Consider the following 23,366-nt stretch of genomic DNA (forward strand, 5'->3'; position numbering starts at 1 on the left):
ATGCACCTATCGCGGGCCGCGCGATCGGGCCGTCGTTTTGCTCGAGATCGACGAAGCCATAGCTGAGATGGCTGTCGATGGCAGTGCCGAAGCGCAAGGGGGGCGGTCGTCAGGATCGCTGCAAGACCAAGCACGCACCGAGAAGGGCAACGAGGCTAGCCGTCACACCGAATCCGGGGACGGTATCCTCGCCGCTGTCGTTCTCGTCGCCGGAATCGGTATCAGTTTCGTTTTCAGCAGTCGTTTCGTCGTCGGTATCGACGCTACTCTCGACAGTTTCGTTGTCCGGCGTTTCGTTGGTCGCTGAGGTATCGAGGGTGAAGTTTCGCGTCGTGGTCTCGTTTACCTCGATCGTTACTGTCCCATTGGTACGGCGGTCTTTGTCGTGTGCTATCGCAGTCACGTCGTACTCGCCGGGCTCGAGGTCGATCTCGAACTCGCCGTCGTCGTTCGCAGTGGCGGTGAACGTTCCGATTGAACGAACTCTACTGTTCGGTATCGGATCACCGTCTTCGTCGGTGATCGTGCCGGTGAGCGTTCCTGTCGGCGTTTCGTTGATCGCCGAGGTGTTCAACGTGAAGTTCTGCCTCGTCGTCTCGTTTGCCTCGATCGTTACTGTCTGATCGGTGTAGCGATTTGGACTGCTCATCGTGACAATGACGGTGTACTCTCCAGGCTCGAGGTCGACCTCGAACTCGCCGTCGTCATCCGTGTTCGTGAGAGACGCGCCGGATAAGTGGAGTGTGGCGTCCGGTATCGGGTCTCCGTCTTCGTCAGCGACTGTCCCGGTGAGCGTTCCGTTAGTCGTTTCGTTCGTCTCCTGACTCGCAATGGACTCGGTGCCGGGGTCGTCTTGGAGGCGATGGAAGTCGCTCTCTGCGGCGGTAACACCACTGAGTCCACCGATGGAGACGAGTACGAGCACCGTGATGGAGAGGGCGGCAAGTCGGTTTCTATCCATGTCCACAGCATCAATACGACTATTATATAATTTAAATTTTATAATTTAAAGAAATGGTTCGAATCCGATTACGGACAGATCAGACCCAGTCCGCTGCTTGGCCGTCTACGATCACATATGCAAATACCGACAAGTCGATTAATAGTACGGAGGTCCCCGTAGACGATACTATACGAACTTATGACTGTTATGTAGTCTAATCGAAAGACTCGGAGTGCCTCTGAGCGGACTATTAATGATCCCCAACTACGCCCGACTGAGACCGTTCTCGGGACCGCATCTCAGAGTTTCCGCAGTGCGGTGACGGTCGATCGAATCGTCACTGGCGCGACGTCGGCGACCTCGGCCGCCGCGGCCTGCGTCAGTGACGGCCACTCCTCACGTTCGCCCGCGGCTTTGTAGAGACAGCCGGCAGCGACGCCGCTGGGATTGCGGCCGCCGATCAGCCCGGCCTCGAGCAAGGCGGTGACGTGTTCGCGGGCGCGACGCTCGACGGCCGATCCGACCTCGAGTTTCGAGGCGTACCGGGGCAGGTACTGCGTGGGGTCGATCGGCCCCGTCGGGAGACCGAGTTCCCGGTTCAACGCGTCGTAGGCGACCGAAAGCTCGTCGCCGTCGGCTCGTGCGACGTCGGCGATCTCGTCGGTCGTCCGGGGGACCGAACGGGTTCGACAGGTCGCATAGATCGCGGCAGCAGCAAACCCCTCGAGTGACCGTCCCTGAAGCAGGTCTTCGGATTGAGCGGACTCGAAGAGGGCACAGGCTTGCTCTCTGGTCGAGTCCGGCAGCGAGAGCAAAGCAGTGATCCGTCTGATTTCGGCGAATCCGTACACCTGATTCCGCTCGGCCTTCGAGGAGATACGCGCGCGATTGTGTTCCCGGCGTAAGCGGGCGATCTGTCGGCGTTTGCGGCCGGTCAGTCGGGAACTATATCCCGACTCCGAACCGGAGCCGTAGCCGATCTCCGTCGAGAGTCCCCGGTCGTGTCTCGATCGAGTCAGCGGTGCGCCGGTCCGTCGCCGATCGGTGTCGTCGTCCTCGAACGACCGCCATTCTGGGCCGTGATCGATCCGATCTTCGGCGGAGATCAGTCCGCATTCCTCACAGATGATTTCAGAACCGTTCCGCCGTAATCTGCCGTTGCACTCCGGGCAGATTGCACATGAATCGGTATCTGCCATTGGTTATTCCTTACGTTCAGTTGTCTACCCCTGGTATTTAAATTGTTGGGGATATGAACCAAGGGCCGAAAACGGGAGACGAAATGGGCCGGCTACCGGTCGAGTAACCGCGCCAGCAGGGACCGCGATCGAGAGTCGGACGACGCAAGCGACGGATCGTTCGAGTCGTCCCGATCGGACAGCACGCGTTCGTACTGATCGACGACGGCCTGTCGACGGGTTCTGCTCGCCGCTAACGCGTCCTCGAGGGCGGCGATCCGCGTTCGGAGTCGGGTTCGTTCGATGCGGTACGAAAGCGGCGGTTCCCGCAGTTCCGAACCGGTAGGTCGGTGGGGCGGCTGTCGGCTCCGGATACTCGAGCCAGCAGTCGGATTCTGTGGAGTGATGCGAGTCGGCTCGTCACTGACGACGGAAGAATCGGGACCTCGTTGTTCGGCGGACATGGCTCGTTTCGGAGTTCTCCACGGACCGGCAAAAAGCTCAGTCAGTCGGGTGTCAGACGCGTCTGACGCGGGTCGCACGTTCGACCGACGTCACTCCGAGAGGTGCTCGAGCACGCCCTGCGTGTCGGCCGGCACGGGTTCGGGTTCGCTGCCGGCGGCGGCCGCGGCGTCGGGGTCCTTGAGCAGGTGGCCGGTGGTGAGACAGGCGACGCGTTCGTCGTCGTCGACGATGCCCTCAGCGCGGAGTTTTCGGAGGCCGGCGACGGAGGCGGCGGACGCGGGTTCGACCCCGATGCCCTCGCCGGCGATGTCGCGCTGGGCCTCGGTGATCTCCTCGTCGGAGACTGCGACGGCGGTCCCACCCGTCTCGCGGATACCGGGCAGGGCTTTCGGCGCGTTGACCGGGTTCCCGATCCGGATCGCGGTCGCACGGGTCTCGACGTCCTCCCAGCGGCGGATCTCGTCGGCTCCGTTCTCGATCGCTTCGACCATCGGTGCGGCCCCGTCCGCCTGGACGCCGGTCAGCTTCGGGACGTCGTCCTCGTCGAGTGCGCCCGCCTGGACGAGTTCGCGGAAGGCCTTGTACAGCGCCGACGTGTTACCCGCGTTTCCGACGGGGAGGACGATCCGATCCGGCGGAGCGTCGTAGTCCGCGAGGAACCCCTCGAGGATCTCGAGACCGATCGTCTTCTGACCCTCGAGCCGGAACGGGTTCAGCGAGTTCAGCAGGTAGGCCTCGCCTTGGCCCGCGAGTTCCTGGACGATGTCGAGACAGGCGTCGAAGTTGCCGTCGACTTCGAGGATGCGCGCACCGTGGAGGCTCGCCTGGGCGATCTTGCCGGCGGCGACCTTCCCTGCGGGAAGAAGCACGAGCGTCTGCATGCCGCCACGAGAGCCGTAGGCTGCGAGCGCGGCACTGGTGTTGCCCGTGGATGCACACGCGAGTCGGCCGACGCCGAGTTCTTTCGCGACTCTCACGCCGACGGTCATCCCGCGGTCCTTGAACGAGCCGGTCGGATTCATCCCCTCGTGTTTGATCCGCAGGGCTTCGATGCCGATGTCGTCTTCGAGTCGAGGGACCTCGTACAGCGGCGTCGCCCCTTCCTGGATCGACACGCCGGCCTCGAACGGCAAGGCGTCGGCGTAGCGCCAGACGCCCTGTCCCTCGAAATCGTCGAAGGTCGGGAGGTCGGCGTAGCGGACCTCGAGCAGTCCGTCACAGTCGTCGCAGGTGTATCGGACGTCGTCGAAGGGAGCGAACGTCTCGCCACACTCGATGCACTCGAGCCAGACGCCGTCGTCGGCGTCGGCGGGTTGTTCCGGCTGGTCGGCCGAGAGACTGAGACTCATTGTCCGTCGGGAAGGCCGCAAAGGGGAAAAAGTGAGTGGATTCGGCGGTGGGACGTCTCAGTCGTCCCCGCCGTCGAACTCGTCGATCACGTCGTGAACCGTCGCCGTCCACGCGTCCAGTGCCTCGTGGAGCATCTCCTTTGCCTCCGGTAACGCGATGGCGGTGTACTGATAGACGTAGCCACCACCGTCGAGCAACCGTCGGTTTCGACGAACGAGGCCCCGGTCGTGGAGCGTCGACAGCGAACGGTTGACTGTACTTCGGTCGCGCTCGAGGGTACTCGCTAGCTCCTCGATCGTACTGCCGGGCTGGTCACACAATACGAGATAGGTGCGGGTCTCGTGCCCTTCGATACCGAACACGCAGCTCAGTACCTCCTCGAACGCCGGATTCGATTGCTCCATCAGCTCCCCGAGGCGGTGCTGGGGGGTCTCGGCCATACCCGTTCGTACGGACGTGAGCGTAAAAATACCCGCCGCAGTCGATCGGGACGATGTGCACGATCGTCACGTGTCTTCGGCTCCCGCGCCGTACCCCATCTTCCGGATACACCGTCGCATGTCCCCTTCGCTCTCGTGGCGGTGGAGCCGCGTCGGCGTATCACAGTAGTATACCGAGCCGTCGTACCGCAGTGTCACTTCGGACTCCGTCTGCCCGGTCGTCGTCGTAATCACGACCCGTCGGCCGTCTTGAATCGCGGACATGATTGCTTCTAGCTCGAGTTCCCCGGCCGAAGCACGGAGCGGATTCGACATCGGGTCGAATTGGGCGGGCTGGTTCAAAGAACCTTCGCGTCTCCCCTGCACCCACGGCGTCCTCGCCCCGTCGAACAGTCGGGTGCCGGCCGACCGAACCGATCCGTCCGGAAAACCGACTGTGTACGGCTATCGCCAGACCGCGATACCACTACACTGATGTATGGCGTGCGGTACCATATGGCATCAGAAACGATGACCCGGCGATCGGAACGAACTGCAACCACACTCGCGCCCTGGCAGGCGGGGACCGTTGGCGGTATCGTCGGCGCGATCGTGTTCGGTGCGATGATGACGATGCAGACGCCCGGCGTGATCGAGGCCGCGATCCCGGCGCTGTACGGACTCGACGGCGGTACCGTGGGGATGGTCATTCACGTCTCTCACGGGGCCGTTCTCGGCGTGGTCTTCGCGGCGTTGCTCGTCGCGGCAGGCAGAGCCGATCTCGGCTTCGTTCCGACCATCGGCGTCGGACTCGCCTACGGGATCGGTATCTGGGCGGTCTTGGCCGTCCTCGTCATGCCAGTCTGGCTCTCCGCGGTCGGGTTCGGAATGGCACCCGGCGTTCCGAACATCGCCATCGAAAGCCTCCTCGGCCACGCGGCGTACGGACTCGTCCTTGGCACAGTGTACGCAGCCCTCGAGTGAGTCCGGTCTTCGAACCGCAACCCGGACGATCGTATCCGTGATCGGTAGCCGATACTCCGTCCCTATAGTAGCAGCATCGCGAACAGGGCCGCTGGCCCCGACAACAGCAGGATCGTCGCGAGTAGCAGTCGGAATGACATGGTTCGATCGACGATCCGATCGAGTGAGATATAATACTCGAATACTGTTCAATTTTCTATACAGTCATTACCACGTCTAAACACCGTCTTGATCGACGAAACAACCGATTTCCTCGCCGCGTCGGCGGGAATTCGAGCGGGACGGCACCCTGGCTCCCGGTTGGCCGGTGTTCGAACCAGCTACTCGAGCAGCCAACTCAACAGCGCTTTCTGGGCGTGTAGCCGGTTCTACAGCCACCTTTTTTCTTCGGGTCCTCCCTCGCTCCGCTCGCTCACGGCGACGCCGTTCGCTTCTCGCGGTTCTCGCTTCGCTCCGAACCGCGCATCGGTCGAACCGCTCGAAAAAATCTGGACCAAAAAGCCGAACGCTCACGATGTTCGCGTTCGGTTGCTTACTCGAGGAGCCAACTCAACAGCGCTTTCTGGGCGTGCAGCCGGTTTTCCGCCTGATCGAACACGATCGACCGATCGCTCTCGATGATCTCGTCGGTGATTTCCTCGCCGCGATGCGCCGGAAGGCAGTGCATAACCGACGCCTCGGGGGCGTGCTCGAGCAGGTCCGAACCGACCTGGAACCCCTCGAAGTCGTTCATTCGGACGTCGCGTTCGTCCTCCTGTCCCATGCTGATCCAGACGTCCGTGTAGATGACGTCGGCGTCGGTGACTGCCTCGACGGGATCGGTTGTGACCGTCGGATCGCCACCGAGTTCGCGGGCGCGATCGAGGACGTCGTCGTCGATCTCGTAGCCCGCCGGCGTCGCGACCGTCAGATCGATGTCGGTCAGCGCAGCGCCGAGCGCGAACGACTGGGCGACGTTGTTGCCGTCACCGATCCAGACCGCGGAGACGTCCTCGAACCCGCCCTCGTGTTCGCGGATCGTCAGCAGGTCCGCGAGCGTCTGGCAGGGATGGGCGTCGTCGGTGAGTCCGTTGACGATCGGCACGGAGGAGTACTCCGCGAGCACCTCGATGTTCTCGTGTTTGAACACGCGGGCCATCACCGCGTCGACGTACCGCGAGAGCGTCCGCGAGGTGTCTTTCAGCGGCTCTCCCCGCCCGAGCTGGATGTCGTCTTCCCCCAGGAAGACCGCGTGGCCGCCCAGTTGGGTCATCCCCGTCTCGAAGGAGACGCGGGTTCGCGTGCTCGGCTTCTGGAAGATCATTCCCAGCGTCTGCCCGTCGAGATCGGCGTGGTCCGCACCCGTTCGCTGGGCGCGTTTGTACGCCTCGGCTCGCTCGAGGATCGTCAGCAGTTCGTCGCGCGAAACGTCGTCGATGTCGAGGAAGTGTGTCGGCTCGGTCGTCATTACTGATCACCGCGTGTTCGTGTTGCTGGCAGCGGGCGCGTTGCCGTCGCCGTCATTCGTCGTCCCCTCCGCGCAGCGTCGTCGCGACCCGCTCGAGCACCGCGACCGACTGATCGAACTCCGGCAGCGAGAGCCGTTCGTCGGGTGCGTGATCGAGCGCCGAGTTGCCGGGACCGTAGGTAACCATCGGACAGTCCCAGGCGTCGGCATAGAGGTTCATGTCGCTGGTTCCGGTCTTGCGGAGGAGACGCGGGTCGCCGCCCTCCGCTCGGATGGCCGCCCGGAACGCGCGGGCGACTTCGGTACGGGGGCTCTCCATCACCGGCGGGATCGGCTCGTCCCAGGAGACGGTCCCGATCTCGAGTTCCGCTTCGGCCGTCTCGCGGACCGTCTCGACGTCCAGCGACGGGGGGACCCGCAACTGGGCCTCGAGGGTGGCCTCGACGGAGAGGCCGTCGTCGCTGATCCCGCCGTCGATGGCGACGGGTTTGGCGGTTACGCGCTCGAAGACCGGCGTGTACTCGTCCTGTTCGAACGCGTCCTCGACGCTCCTCCACCAGTTCGTCGCGTGCTGGATGGCGTTTGGCTCGGGTCGAGAGGTATGGCCCGATTCGCTGGTCGCGACGTAGGTCCCGTCGAGGAACCCACGGTAGCCCAGCGTGATGCCCGTCGCACCGCTTGGCTCGCCGTTGACGACGGCATCGGGTTCGGCCTCACGTTCCGCGACGAGATGGCGGGCCCCCAGCGAACTCGTCTCTTCTTTGACGACGCCGACGAAGGAGACGCCGGTCCGGACGGCCGCGACGGCCATCGCGGTCAGGGGACCGGTCGCGTCGACGCTGCCTCTCCCCCAGAGGATCTCCTCGCCTTCGTGGGCGACCTCGGCGTCCTCGTCCGCGGCGTCCGCAGTCTCGACGCGGACCGGGATCTCACCGGGGACGGTGTCGACGTGCGAGGTCAGGAGGACGGCGTCGTCGGCCGGCGCGCGAACGTTGCCGACGTCGTCGATCCAGGCCTCGCGGCCGTAGGCATCGAAGAACTCGACGAGCCGCCGTGCTGCCCCATCCTCCTCGCCGGAGGGAGAGGGCGTCGAAACGAGATCGATCAGGAGGTCGCGGGCCGCCTCGAGCGAGACGTCGGCGGTGTCCTCCATGGTCGCGCTCATGATTCGGAGTCGGCTGCAGGTGCGATGACCGCCGTCAGTGCGTCCACGAGCTGGTCCGCTTCGTCCTCACCGATCACGAGCGGGGGCAGCAGGCGCAGTACGGTCCGGCCGGCGGGAAGCGCCAGGATCTGGTGGTTCATCGCCAGATCGCGGGCGACGCGGTTCGCGCCGCGTTTCAACTCGATGCCGACGAGGAGGCCCTCGCCGCGGACCTCACGGACCGCCTCGCCCAGCGCCGCCTCGAGTTCGGTGACGAGATAGTCGCCGATCTCGGCGGCGTGGGTGGGCCAGTCCTCTTCGACCAGCGTCGAGACGGTCGCGTGGACCGCAGCGGCGACGACGGGGCCGCCGCTGAACGTGGCGTTGTGCGAGGCCGCGCCGTCGGCGATCCAGTCTTGCACCGCGAGCGCGCCGACGGGCAGGCCGTTGCCCAGCCCCTTCGCCGTCGTGAGTACGTCGGGCGTGACGCCCGCGTTCTGACAGGCCCACATCTCGCCGGTGCGGCCCATGCCGGTCTGGACCTCGTCCAGGACGAGCGCCGCGCCGGCCTCGTCGGTGACCTCGCGGGCGGTCTCCAGATACCCCACGGGCGGGACGTTGATCCCGCCTTCACCCTGAATCGGCTCGAGGATGACCGCGGCCGTCTCGTCGTCGACGGCAGCCGCGAGTTCCTCGTCGTCGCCGTAGGGGACGAACTCCATGTCGCCGGCCAGGGGCTCGTAGGGCTCTTTGTACTTGTCCTTCCAGGTCGCGGCGAGCGATCCCATCGTCCGCCCGTGGAACGATCGGGTCGCGGCGACGATCTTCGACTCGCCGGTCGCCGACCGGGCGAACTTCAGTGCGGCCTCGTTGGCCTCGGTCCCGGAGTTACAGAACCAGGCCCCCTCGAGTCCGTCGGGCGCGGCCGCGACGAGCGCGGCGTAGGCGTCCTCGCGCGCCTGAACGGGATACGAGGAGTCGACGAAGGTCAGCTCGCCGACCTGCTCTTGAACCGCGTCGACGACCGCGGGGTGACAGTGGCCCAGCGGCGTGCAGGCGTAGCTCGCACCGGCATCCAAGTACTCCGTGCCGTCGGCGGTGTAGAGGTACGGGCCCTCGCCTTTCTCGAGACCGATCGGCTTGCTACCGGAGACGAAATCCAGGTCGCTCATCGTGTGGCCTCCGTTTCCACGTCAGTTGCGTCCGCGAGCACGCCGGGCTCGAGGGTCGTCCCCTCGCCCGCTAACGCGGCTGTGATCGGCTCGTCGGCGTTTGCGGTCGCGACGATCACCGACGCCGCGCCGCCCTCGAGGGCCTCCTCGGCGGCCATGACCTTCTTCGTCATGAACCCCTCGGCGGCGTCTTTCACGGCGTCGAACTCGGTGGGCGTCGACGCCGACTCGATCTTGGTGGACTCGTCGTCGGGATCCTCGTAGATACCCGACACGTCCGTGAGGACGACCAGATCGGCCTCGAGCGCGCCCGCGACTGCGGCGGCGGCGCGGTCGGCGTCGGCGTTGACCGCGGTGTAGCCGCCTTCCTTCTCCCGTCCGAGCACCGGGACGGAGACGACGGGCGTGTAGCCCCCCGCCAGCATCGTCTCGAGCAGGTCGGCGTTGACCGACTCGATCGTGCCCGAGTGGTCGCCGCGCTTGATCTTCTTCTTGCCGTCCTCTTCGACGCGGACGGCGGACTTGCGCTTGCCTTCCAGCAGTTTCCCGTCCGTGCCCGAGAGGCCGACGGCGTCGACGCCCTCGTTGTGCAGGCTCTCGACCAGATCGGTGTTGAGCTTGCCAGGCATCACCATCTTGAACACGTCCATCGTATCCTCGTCGGTAAAGCGCCCGACGACGCCGCCGGGCGTCTCGACGTAGGTGGGTTCCTCGCCCAGCTCTTCGAGGGTTTCGTCGACGGCCGTCGAGCCGCCGTGGGTGAGAACCACGTCTTCGCCGTCCTCGACGAGTGCGGCCACGTCCGCGAGTGCGCCTTCGGGATCGACGGCGCGTGCGCCGCCGATCTTGACCACTACAGTCATGGTGCCCCCACGGGGTGCAGTCCCGTAAACTCGAGTCCGGCCGTCTCCTCGAAGCCCAGCGCGACGTTGGCGGCGTGGACCGCCTGTCCCGCGGAGCCTTTCATCATGTTGTCGATCGCCGAGAAGACGACGATGCGCTTGTTCGAGGGGTCGAGTTCGAAGCCGACCTCGGCGAGGTTCGTTCCGGCGACCGCCTTGGGCTCCGGATACCGATACACGCCGGAGCCGCCGGCGGCCATGCGGACGAACGGTTCGTCCTCGTAGCAGCCCCGATAGGCCTTCCAGAGGTCGCCCTTCGAGACGGGGCCCGAGGGGAAGACGTGATTCGTCGCGCTGGCACCGCGGATCATGTCTACGGCGTGGCAGGTGAAGGAAACCGAGGTGTCGAGGAACTGCTCGATCTCGGCCTCGTGGCGGTGGCCCGTCGGCGCGTAGGGGCGGACGACGCCCGAGCGCTCGGGGTGGCTCGAGGCCTCGCCGCCGCCGGCACCCCCTTCGGAGGAGCCGACCTTCACGTCGACGACGATCTGCTCGCCGCCCTCCAAGATCCCGTGTTCGAACAGCGGGTAGAGCCCGAGGATCGTCGCGGTGGCGTTACAGCCGCCGCCGGCGATGAGTTCGGCACCCTCGAGGTTGTCGCGATTGATCTCGGGAAGGGCGTATTCGGCCTTCTCGAGGTACTCGGGAGCCTCGTGGCCGTCGTACCACTCGTCGTACTGGGCCTCGTTCTCGAGGCGGAAGTCCGCCGAGAGGTCGACCACGGTATCCGCGACTTCGAAGAACTCGTCGATCTGACCCATCGAAACGCCGTGTGGCGTCGCCGCGAACAGGACGTCGACGGACGCGAGGTCCTCGGGTTCGGTAAAGCGCAGGTCCGTCCCCCGCAACGGCGGGTGGACGGAGCCGACGCTCTTGCCGGCCTTCGAACGGCTCGTGACCTCCGCGATATCGAAGTTCGGATGGCCGGCGAGCAGTCGCAGGAGCTCGCCACCGGTAAAGCCGGAGCCGCCGATGACGCTCGCGGTGACCGTCTCGGCGCTCTCGGCCGACCCGGGTTCGGCGTCGACTGCCATCAGGCGCTCACCTCGAGTTCCGGATCCGCCGCCTGCGCTTTCGTCTCGAGCCAGTCGACGACGGTCCCCGCGACGTCGGTCTCGACTGCGCCGTCGAGTGCTTTGAACTCCACCGTGTGGTTGACCTCGTGGACCGTGTACGAATCGCCGGTTTCCATGAGGTCCACACCGAGGAGCCCGCCGCCGACGGCGTCGCTCGCCTTCCGAACCAGCGTTCTCGCCTCGTCGTCGATCTCGAAGACGTCCGTCTCCGCTCCCTTGGCGGCGTTGGTGATCCAGTGATCGGACGACCGGACCATCCCCGCGATGGGTTCGCCGTCGATCGCGAGCACGCGAACGTCGCGGCCGGGTTTCTCGACGAACTCCTGGACGTAGAAGACCTTGTGCTCGTAGTGGCCCAGCGTCGCCTTGTGCTCCAAGATGGCCTCTGCGGCCGACTCGGAGTCGATCTTGGCCATCAGGCGACCCCACGAGCCGACGACGGGTTTGAGGACGCAGGGATAGCCAAACTCCTCGATGGCCTCCATGGCCGTCTCCTTCGTGAAGGCGACCTTCGTGGCGGGCGTGGGAACGCCGGCCTTCTCGAGCGCGAGACTGTTCTTTACCTTATCGGCGCAGATGTCCGCGGTCTCGTGGCTGTTGACGACGGGGATCCCGTACGATTCGAAGAACTGCGTGGCATACAGGCTCCGGCTCGTCGCGAGACAGCGGTCGACGACGATGTCGAGGCCGTCGAACGCCGCGGGTGCGTCCGAGATGTCGAAGGTTTGCTTGCGAACGTCGATCTTCGTGACCTCGTGATCGCGCTCGCGAAGCTCGCTCAGCAGGAGCTTCTCGTCTTTGCGGATCCGTGAATAGAGTACGCCGACGTTCACGCGAGCCACCTCCTGGCTGTGACGAGCGGCGCGCTACGAGTCCCTCGAGTCGTGGACGCAACGCGGGCCTGTGTCGTGCCCGTCTGCAAGGTCACTCACCCCAGTCCTCTTCGAGCTCGGGCGCTCGTTCGAGGACTGGCGGCTCGGTGTCGACGACTTCAAGCTCTGCTCCACAGGTCGTACAGTCAACGATCTCTCCCGCTTCCAGATCGTCGTGCAGGGACAGTTCGGCCCCACACTCGACGCATTCGGTCATTGTACTCGCACGTGGGAGCCCGGCTCCCTTAAAGCCTTCGAACTTAACAGCAAAATTATACTAACTGCACGCCACTCTAACGGTCCGTGGAGGCTACGTTACCGCAGGTCTACTTTGACATATCATGAAGTCGGTAATTAATCCCCTCGCGGGGATCGTCGCCGAAGCGGCCGTTCGACGGCCCACGACAGCGGTGGCCGCCCGATCCCCCGTGCTCGAGTCTCCCACTCAGACATACCCGTTCACCTCCGACCGGAGCGCCTCGCGAGCCGACTCGAGCGGGCCGCTCAGCTCCTCGAGCGCGTCCGCGTCGGTCGCGAGTGCCTCGCGGGCCGACTCGAGTTGGGTCTCGACCGCCTCGGGGGCTGGCCCGCCCTGGGAGTTCCGGCTCGCAACGCTCTGGACCGGGTCGAGCGCGTCTTCGACGGCTGCGCGATCGACGACGGCCTCGAGCGACTCGCCGAGGACGTCCTGTGCCGCGGCCTCGAGGGCGTCGTAGTCCGCACCGGTCGCTCGCGGTTCGTCACCGCTCGCGTTCTCCGCGGAACTGCGTTCCGCGCTATTCTCGGCGGCGATCGCGACCAGTTCGTGTGCGGTCCGGAACGGCAGCCCGTTGGCTGCCAGCAGGTCCGCGACGCCGGTCGCCGTCGAGAACCCCTCGCCGGCTTCCGCGGCCAGCGTCTCCTCGTTCCAGTCGGCCGTCGCCACCGCGCCCGCCGCGACCTCGCTCGCTTCAGTCACGGCGTCGACGGTCTCCCAGGCGTGGGTCGTCGCCCGCTGCAGATCGCGGTTGTACGCGCGTGGCAGTCCCTTCAGTGTCGTCGTCAGCCCCTGGACGCCGCCGGCCGCGTCGCCCGCGACCGCACGGACGAGTTCCAGCGTATCCGGGTTCTTCTTCTGGGGCATGATCGACGACGTCGAGGAGTAGTCGTCCGCCAGATCGACGAAGCCGCGGTTCGCGAAGACGATCACGTCCTCGGCCAGTCCCGACAGCGTCGTCGCGTGTGTCGACAGCGCCTGCGTCGTCTCGAGCAGGAAGTCCCGACTCGAGGCGGCGTCCATCGAGTTCTCCACGACACCGTCGAAGCCCAACAGCTCGGCCGTACGCTCGCGGTCGATATCGAACGTCGTTCCCGCGAACGCGGCCCCGCCCAGCGGCGACTCGTTGATCCGGTCGTAGGCCGCGAGCAGTCGTTCGGTGTCGCGGCGGACGGCCCCCTCGTAGGCCAGCGCCCAGTGAGCCACGGTGGTCGGCTGGGCGGGCTGGAGGTGAGTATAGCCGGGCATGATCGTCTCCGTCTGTTCCTCGGCGACGGCCACCAGCGACTCGCGAAGCGCGAGCGTCGTCTCGATGGCCTCGAGGACGTCCTCGCGCAGGCGATAGCGGATACAGGCCGCGACCTCGTCGTTGCGCGAGCGCGCGGTGTGCATCTTGCCGCCGTCCGCGCCGATGCGGTCGATGACGGCCGTCTCGATGGCCTCGTGGACGTCCTCGCCGTCCGGCAACGAGCCGTGGCCGTCGACCTCGATCGCGTCCAGCGCCGTGAGGATCTCACCGGCCACGTCGTCGTCGACGATGTCCTGCTCGGCGAGCATGACCGTGTGTGCGCGGTCGACCTCGAGATCCGCCACGAAAATCCGTTCGTCCGCCGCGAGCGAGGAGAGGAAACTCCGGGCGGGGCCGCCGCTGAAACGGTCTCGGCGGACGACGCCGTCGGACCTCTGATCCGACGCGGATTCCGATCCGGCGGACCGCTCGCCGCCATCCTGAGTGCTCTCCTCGGTCATGATTACTCGTCGTCTTCCGCGGTGTTCGCAGCGATCGCCTCGTTCGCGAGGCGGCGCTGGAAGCCGTGGTACTTCGCGACGCCGGTCGCGTCCTCCTGTTTGATCTCCCCGACGGTCTCGGTGTCGAAGGAGGCGTGTTCCGCGGAGTAGGCCGCGAACTTGCTGTCGCGAGCGACCGGACGCGCCTGCCCGCCCTCGAAGCGGATCGTGACCGTGCCGGTCACGCGCTTCTGGGTCTCGTCGATGAAGCCCTCGAGCGCGCTCACGAGCGGCGCGTCGATCAGGCCCTCGTAGGCCTTCTGGGACCACTGCTGGTCGATCTGGTTCTTGAACTGACGCTCCTCCTGGGTGAGGACGAGCCCCTCGAGGGCCTCGTGGGCGTTGAGCAGCGTCGTCGCGCCGGGGTGTTCGTAGTTCTCGCGGACCTTCAGTCCGAGCATGCGGTCTTCCATCATGTCGGTGCGGCCGACGCCGTAGCTCCCGGCGAGGTCGTTGAGGTGTTCGATGAGTGCGACCGGCTCGTACTCCTCGCCGTCGACGGCGACGGGGTAGCCGTTCTCGAAGGAGATTTCGATCTCCTCGGTCTCGTCGGTGGGATCCTCGGTCCACGCGTAGATATCCGTCGGCGGGACGTAGTTGGGGTCCTCGAGGTCGTCGCCCTCGACCGAGCGGCTCCAGATGTTGGTGTCGATCGACCAGTCGCCGCCGCTGCCGCCCTCGACGGGCAGATCTCGCTCGGCGGCGTACTCCTGTTCCCACTCGCGGGTGAGACCGAGTTCGCGCACGGGGGCGATGACTTCCAGATCCGAGCTTCGCCAGACGGCCTCGAAACGGAGCTGGTCGTTGCCCTTGCCCGTACAGCCGTGGGCGATACCTGTACAGTCCTGTTCCTCGGCGACCTTCAGGATCGCTTCCGCGATCACGGGACGGGCGAGCGCCGTTCCCAGCGGGTAGCCCTGATAGGTCGCGTTCGCGCGAACGCTCTCGAGACAGAGTTGCGCGAATTCCGCTCGCGCGTCGACGACGTAGTGTTCGAGGCCGAGCGCCTCGGCGGTTTCCTCGGCTTCGTCGAACTCTTCGGCCGGCTGGCCGACGTCGACGGTAACGCCGATCACGTCGTCGTATCCGTATTCCTCCTCGAGCAGCGGGACACAGACGGTCGTGTCCAGGCCCCCCGAAAACGCAAGTGCCACGCGGGTCATATGGTACTCGAGTGAAATCCCAGGAGAGACTTAAGCTCATTGGTTTAGATTACGTAATTTGTGGATAGAGGCGCTGCTACCCGAAAATAATGCGATTTCGGAAACGTTGGAACGAACCGGGGTCAGGGGAGGAGGTAGAGTACGGGCTCAAAGGCCCGGTCGGAATCGCCGCGGTCGCCGCCGAGCAACGGCCCCGCCGGTATCGGCCACAGCGAATGCGGTACCGACGGAGTCGCTCATTGCTGAAACGGTGCGGATCCACGGTATTAAAAGCTGCTACATCGTTCTGTCGGGGCCGTCAGCACGGCACACTGTCGATCTCGATCGGAACCGATCGAGAGCCGCCCCGGCGACGAACCGGCTCGCGTTCGCCGCTACTCCTCGTCGGGCAACGCCAGGACGTTCTCCCGCCCGATCCGGAACACTTCGATCTCGTCGTTTTCACGCAGTTCACCGACGACCTGACTGGTCTTGGCCTCGGTCCACTCGAGTTCCGAGACGACTGCCTGTTGTTTGATCCGGCCGCCGTGTTCCTCGAGCAGACGCAGCACCCGCTCCTCGTTGCTCAGTAGTTCCGGGGGTGGACCGCCGGGCGAATCCGACTGGGTGGCAGTTGCGCCGTCGGTCCGTTGTGGGGGTCCGGAGCCGTCGTCGCTTGCGGTGTCTGTACGATTGCGGCCGACCAGCCAGCCGACCGTGCCGACGGTCGCGAGCAGCGCAAGCGCCAGCACGACGATCGTCCACGGCATCGCCGGACCCTGGTCGGTCGGCTCCGACTCCGAAGTCGTGTTTCCGCTCTCGACTAAGGTGATCCGTGGCTGATTCTCGGTAAACGACGTCGACTCACCCCGCCAGATGGCCGAGCCGTCGAGTGGCTCGCTCGGCGGTGGGTCGATCTGCCGTTCGCCCCCGTTCTGATAGACGGTATACCCCTCCGGCCAGTGGAACTGTAACTCCGTCCCGTCGTCGAGCGTCAGCCCGGCGAGCGCGGCTCCCGCCTCTATCTGTTTCCACACGACGAGCGCGAAGTTAGACCACTGGAACGTGACGACTGCGTGGCCGACCTCCCGTGGCGCGGAATTCGTTTCCGTGCTGATCGAGACGTTCGAGAGATTCATCTCCCGATCCGTCCGATTTTCGCCCTCGGCGAGGGTTTCGTTCCACTTCGCCCGCTCGGCAGCAGTGTACGTCTCCGGATTCGATTCGATGTCCTCCCGGAGCCGCTCCCACTCCGCCGGGGAACTGTTTCCGTCGTCGAGATGGAACTGATAATCGACGACCACGTTCGCAGTGCCGTTCTCGGCGATGAAGACGTCGATGTGAATTCGATCGGCGTCCTCGAGTTCCAGCGATCGGTCCCCCTCCTCCTGGAAGGCTGCCGACTGAGTACCGGCGTCCGCCCCGGCCACGCCGGGTGCCGTGACGAACGCGACCGAACAGCCCACCACTACGAGCACGCAAACCAGTGCTCGCAGCCCCCATACGTCCATTACTATGACATGCCGGGGCCGTCTAAATAGGTCTTTCCGACGACGAGACGGTGTGTTTTTCACACAGTCACGCTCCCGTGAACGTATGATCGACACGCGCGCCACACTCGAGGTCGAAACGCTGCTGAAGATCGTCCTCGGATTGGTCGCCGTTCTGATCGTCCTCGAAATCCTCGAGGCCGTGATCGGTAGTATCGCTGTCTTGCTCGGTCCGTTCTTCGTTCTCGTCCAGCTCGCGATCGCCGTGCTGATCGTCCTCTGGTTGCTCGATCGCCTCTAATCCGTCCATCGAACGGCCGCCGTCCGTCCGAGACCACCAGACTGATACCCACACCGACGGTATATCGGCGGAAGTGTACAGCGTCAACGTTCCGGTCCCCGGTCGCGTTCGCCAGCTCGCGAACCGGCTCCACCCCGACCTGATCGGGTTCGAGACCGTCCGCGAGGACCACTCGTGTCTGCTCAAGCGACTCGGGGACGTCGACCACGTCTCACAACTGCAACACCGCACCCACCGCGCGCTCGAGGGCGTTTCCGCCGTCGACGCCGAGATCACGGGAATCGACTACTTCGACGACCCCCCGCTTGGCTCCACGCCGGTCGTCTATCTCGCCGTCGAGAGTCCCGGACTCGAGGCGATCCACGCCGACCTCACCGAATCCTTCGAGACCGTCGCGGGACTCGAGGGTGACGATTACGTCCCCCACGTCACGCTGGCTCGGGGCGGCGATTTCGAGGCCGCAACACGGCTGGCCGAGCGCGAGATCGAACCGATCCGGTGGACGGTGAGCGAACTCGAGTTCTGGGATGGCACGGACAAGTTGCCGGTGAGTCGGGTCTCGCTGTCGGCCTGACGAGCCATCGATATCGGGACGTGCGCCCACCGTCACCGCGAGTACGTCTCGAGGCGACGAAGTCGTCCGTCGCCGATGTCGAAGAAATCGGCGAATTCGAACAGCACCGTTTCGTCCTCGATCACTCGGCCGCGAACCGCGACGCGACCGTCCCCGGCGATTACCGACTCGAGTTCGTGGCTCGTCGCCGGGTTCGGCCGCTCGTCGCGCATGAACGCGACGAACGCCTCGCGGTCCGCGAACGTCCGATCGGGGCGATGCTGGACGAACTCGGGCTTGAGGAGCTCCTCGAGTGCGTCGTAGTCGTGGTCGTCGAGCGCGTCGTAGTATCGCCGGACGAGGGCGACGGCGTCCATGCTCGACGTTTCGTCCCGACCCTCAAAAGGATGTGACTCTCCTGACTGGCCGGGCTGGTGTCGCGGCTCTGGCCCCGCGTTACTGTTCCGGCACGTCCCGGCCGTCGGTGAGGTCGTCCGGAGCGGGCAGGTCCTCGCCGTCGGTGGCTCTCGCGTGGGCGCGATCTGCGTCCGCGCGGGGTTCTTCGGCCGCGGTCTCGTCGCCCCGCGCGTAGTGGTCGGCCGCCATCGCGTACCACTTCGCCGCGTTCCGTCGGTCCGTTGCACGCTCGTTCGCGCGTTCCGCCGCTCGGGCTACCGCGTCGTCGTCGGCGTATCGTCTGGCGGCGTCGAAGGCCTCGAGGGCAGCGGTAAGCGGTTCGACTGCGGCGTCGAACGCGTCGGCGGCGGTCACCCAGTCCTCGCCGGCGAACGCGTCCCGGGCCCGTTCGTACTCCTCGCTACCCTCGCGGTAGTGGGTGGTTGCGACTCGGTAGCGCTCGACGGCTGCATCGTCGTCCGAGATCCCCTCGATCGCCGCGCGGATCGCCTCGAGGTCCGGCTGCCGTAACGGGTCCTCGTTCGACCAGACGTAGTGGACCGTTCGTTGCTCGTCGAGGACGAACACCGTTCGCCTGGCGAGCTGTCGATGCCCGCCGAACAGTTCGTCCTCGAGGACGCCGTAGGACGCCGCGATCGAGCCGTCGCCGTCCGAAACGAGCGGAAAGCCGAGGTCGTGTCGGTCCGCGAACTCCCGGTGAGTGAACGCGGTATCCGTCGAGACGCCGACGATGGAGACGTCGTTTTGCAACCCGACCAGGTCGAAGTCGCGAAGCGAACAGAGTTCCTCGGTACAACTCGGGCTGAAATCGGCCGGATAAAAGAGGAGCACGGTGACCCCGCTGCCCCCGATCAGTTCCTCGAACGTGACCTGACGAACCTCGCCGTCGATCGCTGCGGGCCCGTCGAACGTCGGTGCAGTCGCTCCCGTCTCGAGCATACTAGCGGCTCCCGCGCGATACCCGTATGCATGTCGATCCATTGGGATGCACATCCGTCCGCGCTCCCAGGAGGGGGTCTCGTTGGAGCCGCCCTCTCGGACTGGCTCTCGCGACGGGCGTGGAATCGCGTTCCACGTTCCTTTTCTTCCGCCTCCGCGTACCGATACGCCGTGGAGTGTCACGTCTACTACGAGGGCGACGACGACCCCGAGAAGTGTACCGCGCGTCGCCTCGAGAAGTTCGACAAAGCCATCCTCCATCGGTCGATGGGACAGGTACCCTACGGGGTCGTGTTGAACCCCCACGCCGAGCAGGCGCTCTCGCCGGCCGATCTCGCCGAGGGACTCGGAACGCTGGTCGCCCTCGATTGCTCGTGGGAGTCCGCCGAAGCGGCGTCGTTCGAGATGCGTGGCGTCCATCGGGCACTTCCCTTCCTCGTCGCCGCCAACCCGATCAATTACGGCCGTCCGTTCCGGCTGACCACCGTCGAAGCGCTCGCCGCCGCGGCCTGTCTCTTCGACGAGTGGGAACTGGCGGCGGACCTGCTCGAGCCGTTCCGCTGGGGCGAGACGTTCCTGACGCTCAACGAGGAGCCACTGACCCGGTACAGCGAGTGTGCTGACTCGAGCGAGGTCGTCGCGGTCCAAGACGACTACTTGGCCGACGAGGAGTGACCGAGTCGGCCGTCCGCCGTGGTGGTCGGCCGAATCACAGCGACTAAATGCCCCACGAGCAAAGGGCGGGTATGGCCAGTTTCGACGCCGCTGAGAAACGGATGCTCGAGAAGATGATCTGCATGCGCTGTAACGCTCGCAACTCCAAGCGAGCGACCCGCTGTCGCAAGTGCGGGTACACGAAGCTCCGTCCCAAAGCCAAAGAGCCCCGCGCCGCATAATCGACGCCGCGGATCGATCAGTTTTCTTCCGTTCGTCGCCTCGTAGTGACGAGGTCGGACTCGCCGTTTGGATCCGGACCGCAGGAGTCATCCGTGAGTCGAACGCGAGCGATCGCCGTGCCGATCGACGGCGAAACTCCGGGGCGGCGACGGGAGCCTTTCGAAAGGGCTTTAATGTTCACCGGGGTATGAAGAGATGAGTCCTGATAGGGTAGTGGACTATCCTCTTGGCTTGCGGAGCCAGGGACCGGAGTTCAAATCTCCGTCAGGACGCTTTTCCAAACACTACGACGACGAGCGAAGCGAGTCGTCCGTGTTTGGAAAACGGACCCGGTGATTTGAGCAGGGAAGTCGCAGTGGCCGAGCGAAGCGAGGCCGACCGTCTTCCCGCGTTCAAATCTCCGTCAGGACGCTCACTCCTTCCGAGTGCTTCACGTCGTTCAGCACTCGCTGCGTCGTTCGGTCCTGACATGCCCGCCGCTCACTTCGTTCGCGGCGGACTCCGTCAGGACGCTTTTGATTTATAGCAGTCATGAAACATCCAGTACAGATCGACGCCAAATTAGAACGTCACGCTCGCGTCATCTTCGCCTATCTGCTGTCGTAACTCGAGAAGACTACCTGTCCGCTCGGCGACCAGGAGCGACGATGGCGTCGCCACTCGAGGACGAAAAATGGGTGAGAGGAGTAAGCCCCCTTCTGTTCGACCCGGCATTCGGCTGAGCGTCCGCGCCGTCCGCGGCGAGACCGCGGGGCGTTCGGGCTACCACGGCGCGGACTTGCACCGGTGAGGGTTCGCCGTTCCATCGATCCTCGGCCGTCTCTGTGTGGTCGATCACGCCACGCGTGACCCATGGGTTCGAACCATGATCGGTCGACGACACTCCCTCTGCGGGTTGACTCCCCTTCCTCTCGGTCGGGTTCGCACGCATCATCGGTCGGGCCGAGACGTGTCGTTTCTGTTCCAGAGCCAGCGGTCTCCCGCTCCGGACTTGTGTCCGGTCACCTGCCCGAACGGGTGGGGGGACTTTCCTCGCGGGCGCGGGGCACCCCGGAGGGGTGGCCCGCGTTGAGTGGTCGCGCCGTCGCCGGCGTGACCATCGCGGCGGCCAGGCTCTCTCTCCCACTCGATATAGGCTCGTGGGGCGAATAAGTCCCTCGGTCGGGGGCTCGAAACCGCCCTGTGACGAATGGAAGCGTTTTAGGACGACTATCCCCTTGTCCACCTGTATGTCCCAGCGACAGGGCGTCGACCTCTCCTACGAAGACGGTGCTCGCGCGGTCGAACTCGCGCGCGAGTCCGTCGAAGCGTACGTACAACACGGGCAACGAGAACAACCGGGCAGCATGCGCGAAGCCTTCTACGAGCGGACCGGCGCGTTCGTCCGCCTCGAGTCGACCCGCGGCCGGGGGAGCCTGCGGGGCTGTGCGGGGGGCTATCGCTCGGGCGACCAACTCGGCCACGTCATCGTCGACGCGGCGATCGAGGCCGCAAGCGAGGACTCCTGTGGCTCCGAGGTCAGCCCCTCTGAGCTGCCGAACCTGACGGTGTCGGTCTGTACCGTCAAGAACGTCCTGCTGACCGACGATCCGCTCGCCGACCTCGAACTCGGTACCCACGGCGTCGCCATCGACGGCGGTGAGGGCGGCTGGCTCTACCCGACGGTGCCGGTCGAGAACGACTGGAGCGCCCGCGAGTACCTCGATCGGACGTGCCGAAAAGCGAAACTCGCACCGGGAGCCTGGCAGAACGACGATGTCGTCGTCACCCTGTTCGAAGGACAGGTCTTCCGCGAGCGGGAGGCCGACGGAAGCATCGAAGAACTGTAACCACGCTCACTGTTCTGGCGACCTCGGTAGCCGTCTGCCGCGTCTCGAGTCGCGTCCGATCCGCGGGCTCGTCTCCCTCACTCGTCCGTTCCCAGGGACCGGTCGCTCGCCTCGAGTTTGACCTCGAGCAGGTCGTTTAGTGCCGCGAACAGGTAGTGAACCCCGAACCAGAGCGCAATCAGGTAGACGGCCAGTACCAGCGGCACCGAGAGAACCGACGGCCACGGCAATAGCATCCACGTACAGAACCTTGCGACTGCGACGATGACCACGAGTTGACCGGCTAATCGGGTTGCGATGTCGGCGTGAGGTTCGGTGCTCTCGGGAGCCATCGATCGGTGAATCGGTTGTTCGGTAGAAAAGTATAGCTATCTGACGAACGCGCCGGGCGATACGCGTCCCGACAGTCTCGCGTCCGACTGTCCCGAAGCGGGGCCACAGCTGGCCGGATATCCGCAGTGGGGCGGACCAGGTCGAAGGGCTTTCGACCCGTCACGACGAACCTCGGCCAATGAGCGACCCAGCAGACGGGAGTGCGGGCCTGCCCCAGCTTCGGACCATCGCGGACTACCAGTTCGGCGCGGGTGCGGGCGTGGCGCTGTTCCCGCCCGACGAACCGCTGACGGTCAAACGAACGACCTCGGGACGACCACAACAGGTCCACGCGGATGCGGGCCGGATCGTCTCCTTTGGCACTGACGGCCGGTTCACGCTCGGCCTCGAGGGCGGTCGCCGGCTCGCGGCCGCGCTCTCTCACCCTGCCTATCGCGTCGTCGTCGACGACGAGAGCGAACCCTTCGTCCGCGAGGAAAAGAACGTCTTCGCGAAGTTCGTCCTCGAAGTCGGCGACGAGATTCGACCGGGCGACGAGGTACTGGTCGTCCACGAGCGCGGCGAGTTGCTCGCCGTCGGGACGGCACAGCTCGACGCCGGCGCGATTCGGGACTTCGAGACGGGGATGGCAGTGAACGTCCGCGAGGGCGCGCCCGCGGGAACGTAGACACCCGTCGAGCCGTGTCCCTAGAGTACTCCCTCACCCGTCGCTCGCGAGCGGAACCGGACACCGATCGATTGGTTCCACTCGCGAGAGCAGGCTTGACGACCCACTAGAGTCGACACGCTCGCCCGATCTCCCGTTCGTATCGGGCTTTGATCTCCTCGAACAGTGACTCGCCGACCCCAGTCCGGATCCGCGGGCTAGCCGTGGCGAAGAACTCGTCGAGGTTCTCGTACTCGGAGAACGCGTCGTTTCGCTCGGTTTCATCGTAGCGATCCTCGCGTTCGTATGCGAGTGCCTGCAGGCAGTTGTCGATCAGATCCATGTCCTTGACGAACCGTGCAGTCGGCGTTTCGCGCGCCTCGTACTCCTCCCAGAGCGAGAGGAAGTCGCCGTCGGAATCGTCGAACGGCTCGAGCAGGTCGGTGATCGCCGCCCGCTCGCGAGCCGTCTTTTCCTCGCCGGACACCCGCTGCGTGCCGTCTTCGGCCCGCGTCGCGACGTCTCCCGTCCGCGCTTCCCCGAGATCGTGGACGAGCGCCATCGAGATCGCCCGTTCGCGGTCGACATCGTCGCCCCCTCGGTCGGCGTACAGCAGGCACAACGTCGCCATCCCCCAGGTATGGGCCGCGACCGATTCCGGTGACTCGATCCCGCGGAGGACCCATCCCGTTCGCCGCTCGTCTTTCAGTTCGACCGCCTCGAGCAACGCGTCGAATTCCTCGGCCATTGTACCGCGTCACGTGTCGGTGCAAATTGAAAACGTCGATCGACGGTTCGGGAGTTTGAATTGCCTTTTTGCGTG

27 protein-coding genes, 1 tRNA gene and 1 other RNA gene are annotated in these 23,366 nt (G+C 65.2%); 8 read left to right on the forward strand and 21 right to left on the reverse strand.

The annotated features are described in order from the left end of the window. Positions 1-109: 109 nt before the first annotated feature. The 6 genes from J0X27_RS11070 to J0X27_RS11095 form a co-directional block, all read right to left on the reverse strand. Positions 110-961 (reverse strand): carboxypeptidase regulatory-like domain-containing protein, encoded by an 852-nt coding sequence (locus tag J0X27_RS11070; RefSeq protein ID WP_207269250.1) that lies wholly within the window; start codon positions 959-961, stop codon positions 110-112. A gap of 281 nt (positions 962-1,242) precedes the next feature. Continuing rightward, positions 1,243-2,142 carry a transcription initiation factor IIB gene (locus J0X27_RS11075; RefSeq protein ID WP_207269251.1) on the reverse strand — a complete coding sequence of 300 codons (900 nt, stop codon included), beginning with the start codon at positions 2,140-2,142 and terminating at the stop codon, positions 1,243-1,245. Positions 2,143-2,234: 92 nt separating this feature from the next. Further along, positions 2,235-2,585 carry a hypothetical protein gene (locus J0X27_RS11080; protein WP_207269252.1) on the reverse strand — a complete coding sequence of 117 codons (351 nt, stop codon included), beginning with the start codon at positions 2,583-2,585 and terminating at the stop codon, positions 2,235-2,237. A gap of 90 nt (positions 2,586-2,675) precedes the next feature. After that, positions 2,676-3,935 (reverse strand): threonine synthase, encoded by a 1,260-nt coding sequence (gene thrC, locus J0X27_RS11085; RefSeq protein WP_207269253.1) that lies wholly within the window; start codon positions 3,933-3,935, stop codon positions 2,676-2,678. A gap of 57 nt (positions 3,936-3,992) precedes the next feature. After that, the gene (locus J0X27_RS11090) at positions 3,993-4,376 is read right to left on the reverse strand and encodes a helix-turn-helix domain-containing protein (RefSeq protein WP_207269254.1); all 384 of its coding nucleotides are present in this window, start codon (positions 4,374-4,376) and stop codon (positions 3,993-3,995) included. A gap of 66 nt (positions 4,377-4,442) precedes the next feature. Next, positions 4,443-4,691 carry a DUF8001 family protein gene (locus J0X27_RS11095; protein ID WP_207269255.1) on the reverse strand — a complete coding sequence of 83 codons (249 nt, stop codon included), beginning with the start codon at positions 4,689-4,691 and terminating at the stop codon, positions 4,443-4,445. A gap of 180 nt (positions 4,692-4,871) precedes the next feature. Here J0X27_RS11095 and J0X27_RS11100 point away from each other — a divergent pair, with 180 nt between their 5' ends. After that, the gene (locus tag J0X27_RS11100; RefSeq protein ID WP_207269256.1) at positions 4,872-5,339 is read left to right on the forward strand and encodes a histidine kinase; all 468 of its coding nucleotides are present in this window, start codon (positions 4,872-4,874) and stop codon (positions 5,337-5,339) included. A 532-nt stretch (positions 5,340-5,871) separates the two neighbouring features. Here the strand turns inward: J0X27_RS11100 and argF are convergent. The 10 genes from argF to J0X27_RS11150 all read right to left on the reverse strand — a co-directional run bounded on the left by argF (position 5,872) and on the right by J0X27_RS11150 (position 16,649). Further along, positions 5,872-6,786 (reverse strand): ornithine carbamoyltransferase, encoded by a 915-nt coding sequence (gene argF, locus J0X27_RS11105; protein ID WP_207269257.1) that lies wholly within the window; start codon positions 6,784-6,786, stop codon positions 5,872-5,874. Between the two features lie 52 nt (positions 6,787-6,838). After that, positions 6,839-7,951, reverse strand: coding sequence for a [LysW]-lysine hydrolase (locus tag J0X27_RS11110; RefSeq protein ID WP_207269258.1), 1,113 nt, complete (start codon positions 7,949-7,951; stop codon positions 6,839-6,841). Continuing rightward, complete coding sequence (locus J0X27_RS11115; RefSeq protein WP_207269259.1) at positions 7,948-9,102, reverse strand: aspartate aminotransferase family protein; 1,155 nt, start codon at positions 9,100-9,102, stop codon at positions 7,948-7,950. The genes J0X27_RS11110 and J0X27_RS11115 overlap by 4 nt, the downstream gene beginning before the upstream one ends. Further along, positions 9,099-9,965: an acetylglutamate/acetylaminoadipate kinase gene (locus tag J0X27_RS11120; protein WP_207269260.1), complete on the reverse strand. Its 867-nt coding sequence runs from the start codon at positions 9,963-9,965 to the stop codon at positions 9,099-9,101. The genes J0X27_RS11115 and J0X27_RS11120 overlap by 4 nt, the downstream gene beginning before the upstream one ends. After that, positions 9,962-11,038, reverse strand: coding sequence for an N-acetyl-gamma-glutamyl-phosphate reductase (gene argC, locus J0X27_RS11125; RefSeq protein ID WP_207269261.1), 1,077 nt, complete (start codon positions 11,036-11,038; stop codon positions 9,962-9,964). Before argC ends, J0X27_RS11120 begins: the two co-directional genes overlap by 4 nt. Then, the gene (gene lysX, locus J0X27_RS11130; protein WP_207269262.1) at positions 11,038-11,913 is read right to left on the reverse strand and encodes a lysine biosynthesis protein LysX; all 876 of its coding nucleotides are present in this window, start codon (positions 11,911-11,913) and stop codon (positions 11,038-11,040) included. Before lysX ends, argC begins: the two co-directional genes overlap by 1 nt. Before the next feature lie 91 nt (positions 11,914-12,004). Next, positions 12,005-12,169: a lysine biosynthesis protein LysW gene (gene lysW / locus J0X27_RS11135; RefSeq protein ID WP_097380558.1), complete on the reverse strand. Its 165-nt coding sequence runs from the start codon at positions 12,167-12,169 to the stop codon at positions 12,005-12,007. Positions 12,170-12,397: 228 nt separating this feature from the next. Next, a complete protein-coding gene (gene argH, locus J0X27_RS11140) occupies positions 12,398-13,957 on the reverse strand; it encodes an argininosuccinate lyase (RefSeq protein ID WP_207269263.1) in 1,560 nt (519 codons plus the stop codon). 2 nt (positions 13,958-13,959) lie between these two features. Further along, on the reverse strand, positions 13,960-15,159 hold the full coding sequence (locus J0X27_RS11145; protein WP_207269264.1) for an argininosuccinate synthase: 1,200 nt from the start codon (positions 15,157-15,159) through the stop codon (positions 13,960-13,962). Positions 15,160-15,533: 374 nt separating this feature from the next. Then, on the reverse strand, positions 15,534-16,649 hold the full coding sequence (locus J0X27_RS11150; RefSeq protein ID WP_207269265.1) for a helix-turn-helix transcriptional regulator: 1,116 nt from the start codon (positions 16,647-16,649) through the stop codon (positions 15,534-15,536). Between the two features lie 85 nt (positions 16,650-16,734). On the opposite strand from J0X27_RS11150, the gene J0X27_RS11155 reads away from it, so the two are divergent. Both J0X27_RS11155 and J0X27_RS11160 read left to right on the forward strand, forming a co-directional pair. After that, positions 16,735-16,929, forward strand: a complete 195-nt coding sequence (locus J0X27_RS11155; RefSeq protein WP_207269266.1) for a DUF7554 family protein — start codon at positions 16,735-16,737, stop codon at positions 16,927-16,929. 73 nt (positions 16,930-17,002) lie between these two features. Beyond that, entirely contained in the window at positions 17,003-17,503 is a 501-nt protein-coding gene (locus tag J0X27_RS11160) for a 2'-5' RNA ligase family protein (RefSeq protein WP_207269267.1), read from the forward strand. Between the two features lie 32 nt (positions 17,504-17,535). Here the strand turns inward: J0X27_RS11160 and J0X27_RS11165 are convergent, their stop codons facing one another. Continuing rightward, the gene (locus J0X27_RS11165; protein ID WP_207269268.1) at positions 17,536-17,859 is read right to left on the reverse strand and encodes a nuclear transport factor 2 family protein; all 324 of its coding nucleotides are present in this window, start codon (positions 17,857-17,859) and stop codon (positions 17,536-17,538) included. 79 nt (positions 17,860-17,938) lie between these two features. Then, positions 17,939-18,838 carry a redoxin domain-containing protein gene (locus tag J0X27_RS11170; protein ID WP_207269269.1) on the reverse strand — a complete coding sequence of 300 codons (900 nt, stop codon included), beginning with the start codon at positions 18,836-18,838 and terminating at the stop codon, positions 17,939-17,941. Positions 18,839-19,009: 171 nt separating this feature from the next. Between J0X27_RS11170 and J0X27_RS11175 the strand changes: the two genes are divergently transcribed. The 3 genes from J0X27_RS11175 (at position 19,010) to J0X27_RS11185 (ending at position 20,007) form a co-directional block, all read left to right on the forward strand. Continuing rightward, positions 19,010-19,513 (forward strand): DUF367 family protein, encoded by a 504-nt coding sequence (locus J0X27_RS11175; protein ID WP_207269270.1) that lies wholly within the window; start codon positions 19,010-19,012, stop codon positions 19,511-19,513. Positions 19,514-19,584: 71 nt separating this feature from the next. Further along, positions 19,585-19,734, forward strand: coding sequence for a 50S ribosomal protein L40e (locus J0X27_RS11180; protein WP_207269271.1), 150 nt, complete (start codon positions 19,585-19,587; stop codon positions 19,732-19,734). Positions 19,735-19,934: 200 nt separating this feature from the next. Further along, a tRNA-Arg gene (locus J0X27_RS11185) sits at positions 19,935-20,007 on the forward strand. A 403-nt stretch (positions 20,008-20,410) separates the two neighbouring features. On the opposite strand, the gene rnpB is transcribed toward J0X27_RS11185, so the two are convergent. Beyond that, positions 20,411-20,859, reverse strand: an RNA gene (rnpB, locus tag J0X27_RS11190) — RNase P RNA component. Positions 20,860-20,964: 105 nt separating this feature from the next. Between rnpB and J0X27_RS11195 the strand changes: the two genes are divergently transcribed. After that, on the forward strand, positions 20,965-21,564 hold the full coding sequence (locus tag J0X27_RS11195; RefSeq protein WP_097380550.1) for a TIGR00296 family protein: 600 nt from the start codon (positions 20,965-20,967) through the stop codon (positions 21,562-21,564). Between the two features lie 77 nt (positions 21,565-21,641). Here the strand turns inward: J0X27_RS11195 and J0X27_RS11200 are convergent, their stop codons facing one another. Beyond that, entirely contained in the window at positions 21,642-21,896 is a 255-nt protein-coding gene (locus J0X27_RS11200; RefSeq protein ID WP_207269272.1) for a hypothetical protein, read from the reverse strand. A 179-nt stretch (positions 21,897-22,075) separates the two neighbouring features. Between J0X27_RS11200 and J0X27_RS11205 the strand changes: the two genes are divergently transcribed. After that, positions 22,076-22,564 carry a PUA domain-containing protein gene (locus tag J0X27_RS11205; protein ID WP_207269273.1) on the forward strand — a complete coding sequence of 163 codons (489 nt, stop codon included), beginning with the start codon at positions 22,076-22,078 and terminating at the stop codon, positions 22,562-22,564. 106 nt (positions 22,565-22,670) lie between these two features. Here J0X27_RS11205 and J0X27_RS11210 read toward each other — a convergent pair whose 3' ends face one another. Continuing rightward, positions 22,671-23,291, reverse strand: a complete 621-nt coding sequence (locus J0X27_RS11210; RefSeq protein WP_207269274.1) for an HD domain-containing protein — start codon at positions 23,289-23,291, stop codon at positions 22,671-22,673. Positions 23,292-23,366: the final 75 nt, after the last annotated feature.

Source organism: Natrinema longum, assembly GCF_017352095.1.
In the GTDB taxonomy this organism is placed as follows: domain Archaea; phylum Halobacteriota; class Halobacteria; order Halobacteriales; family Natrialbaceae; genus Natrinema; species Natrinema longum.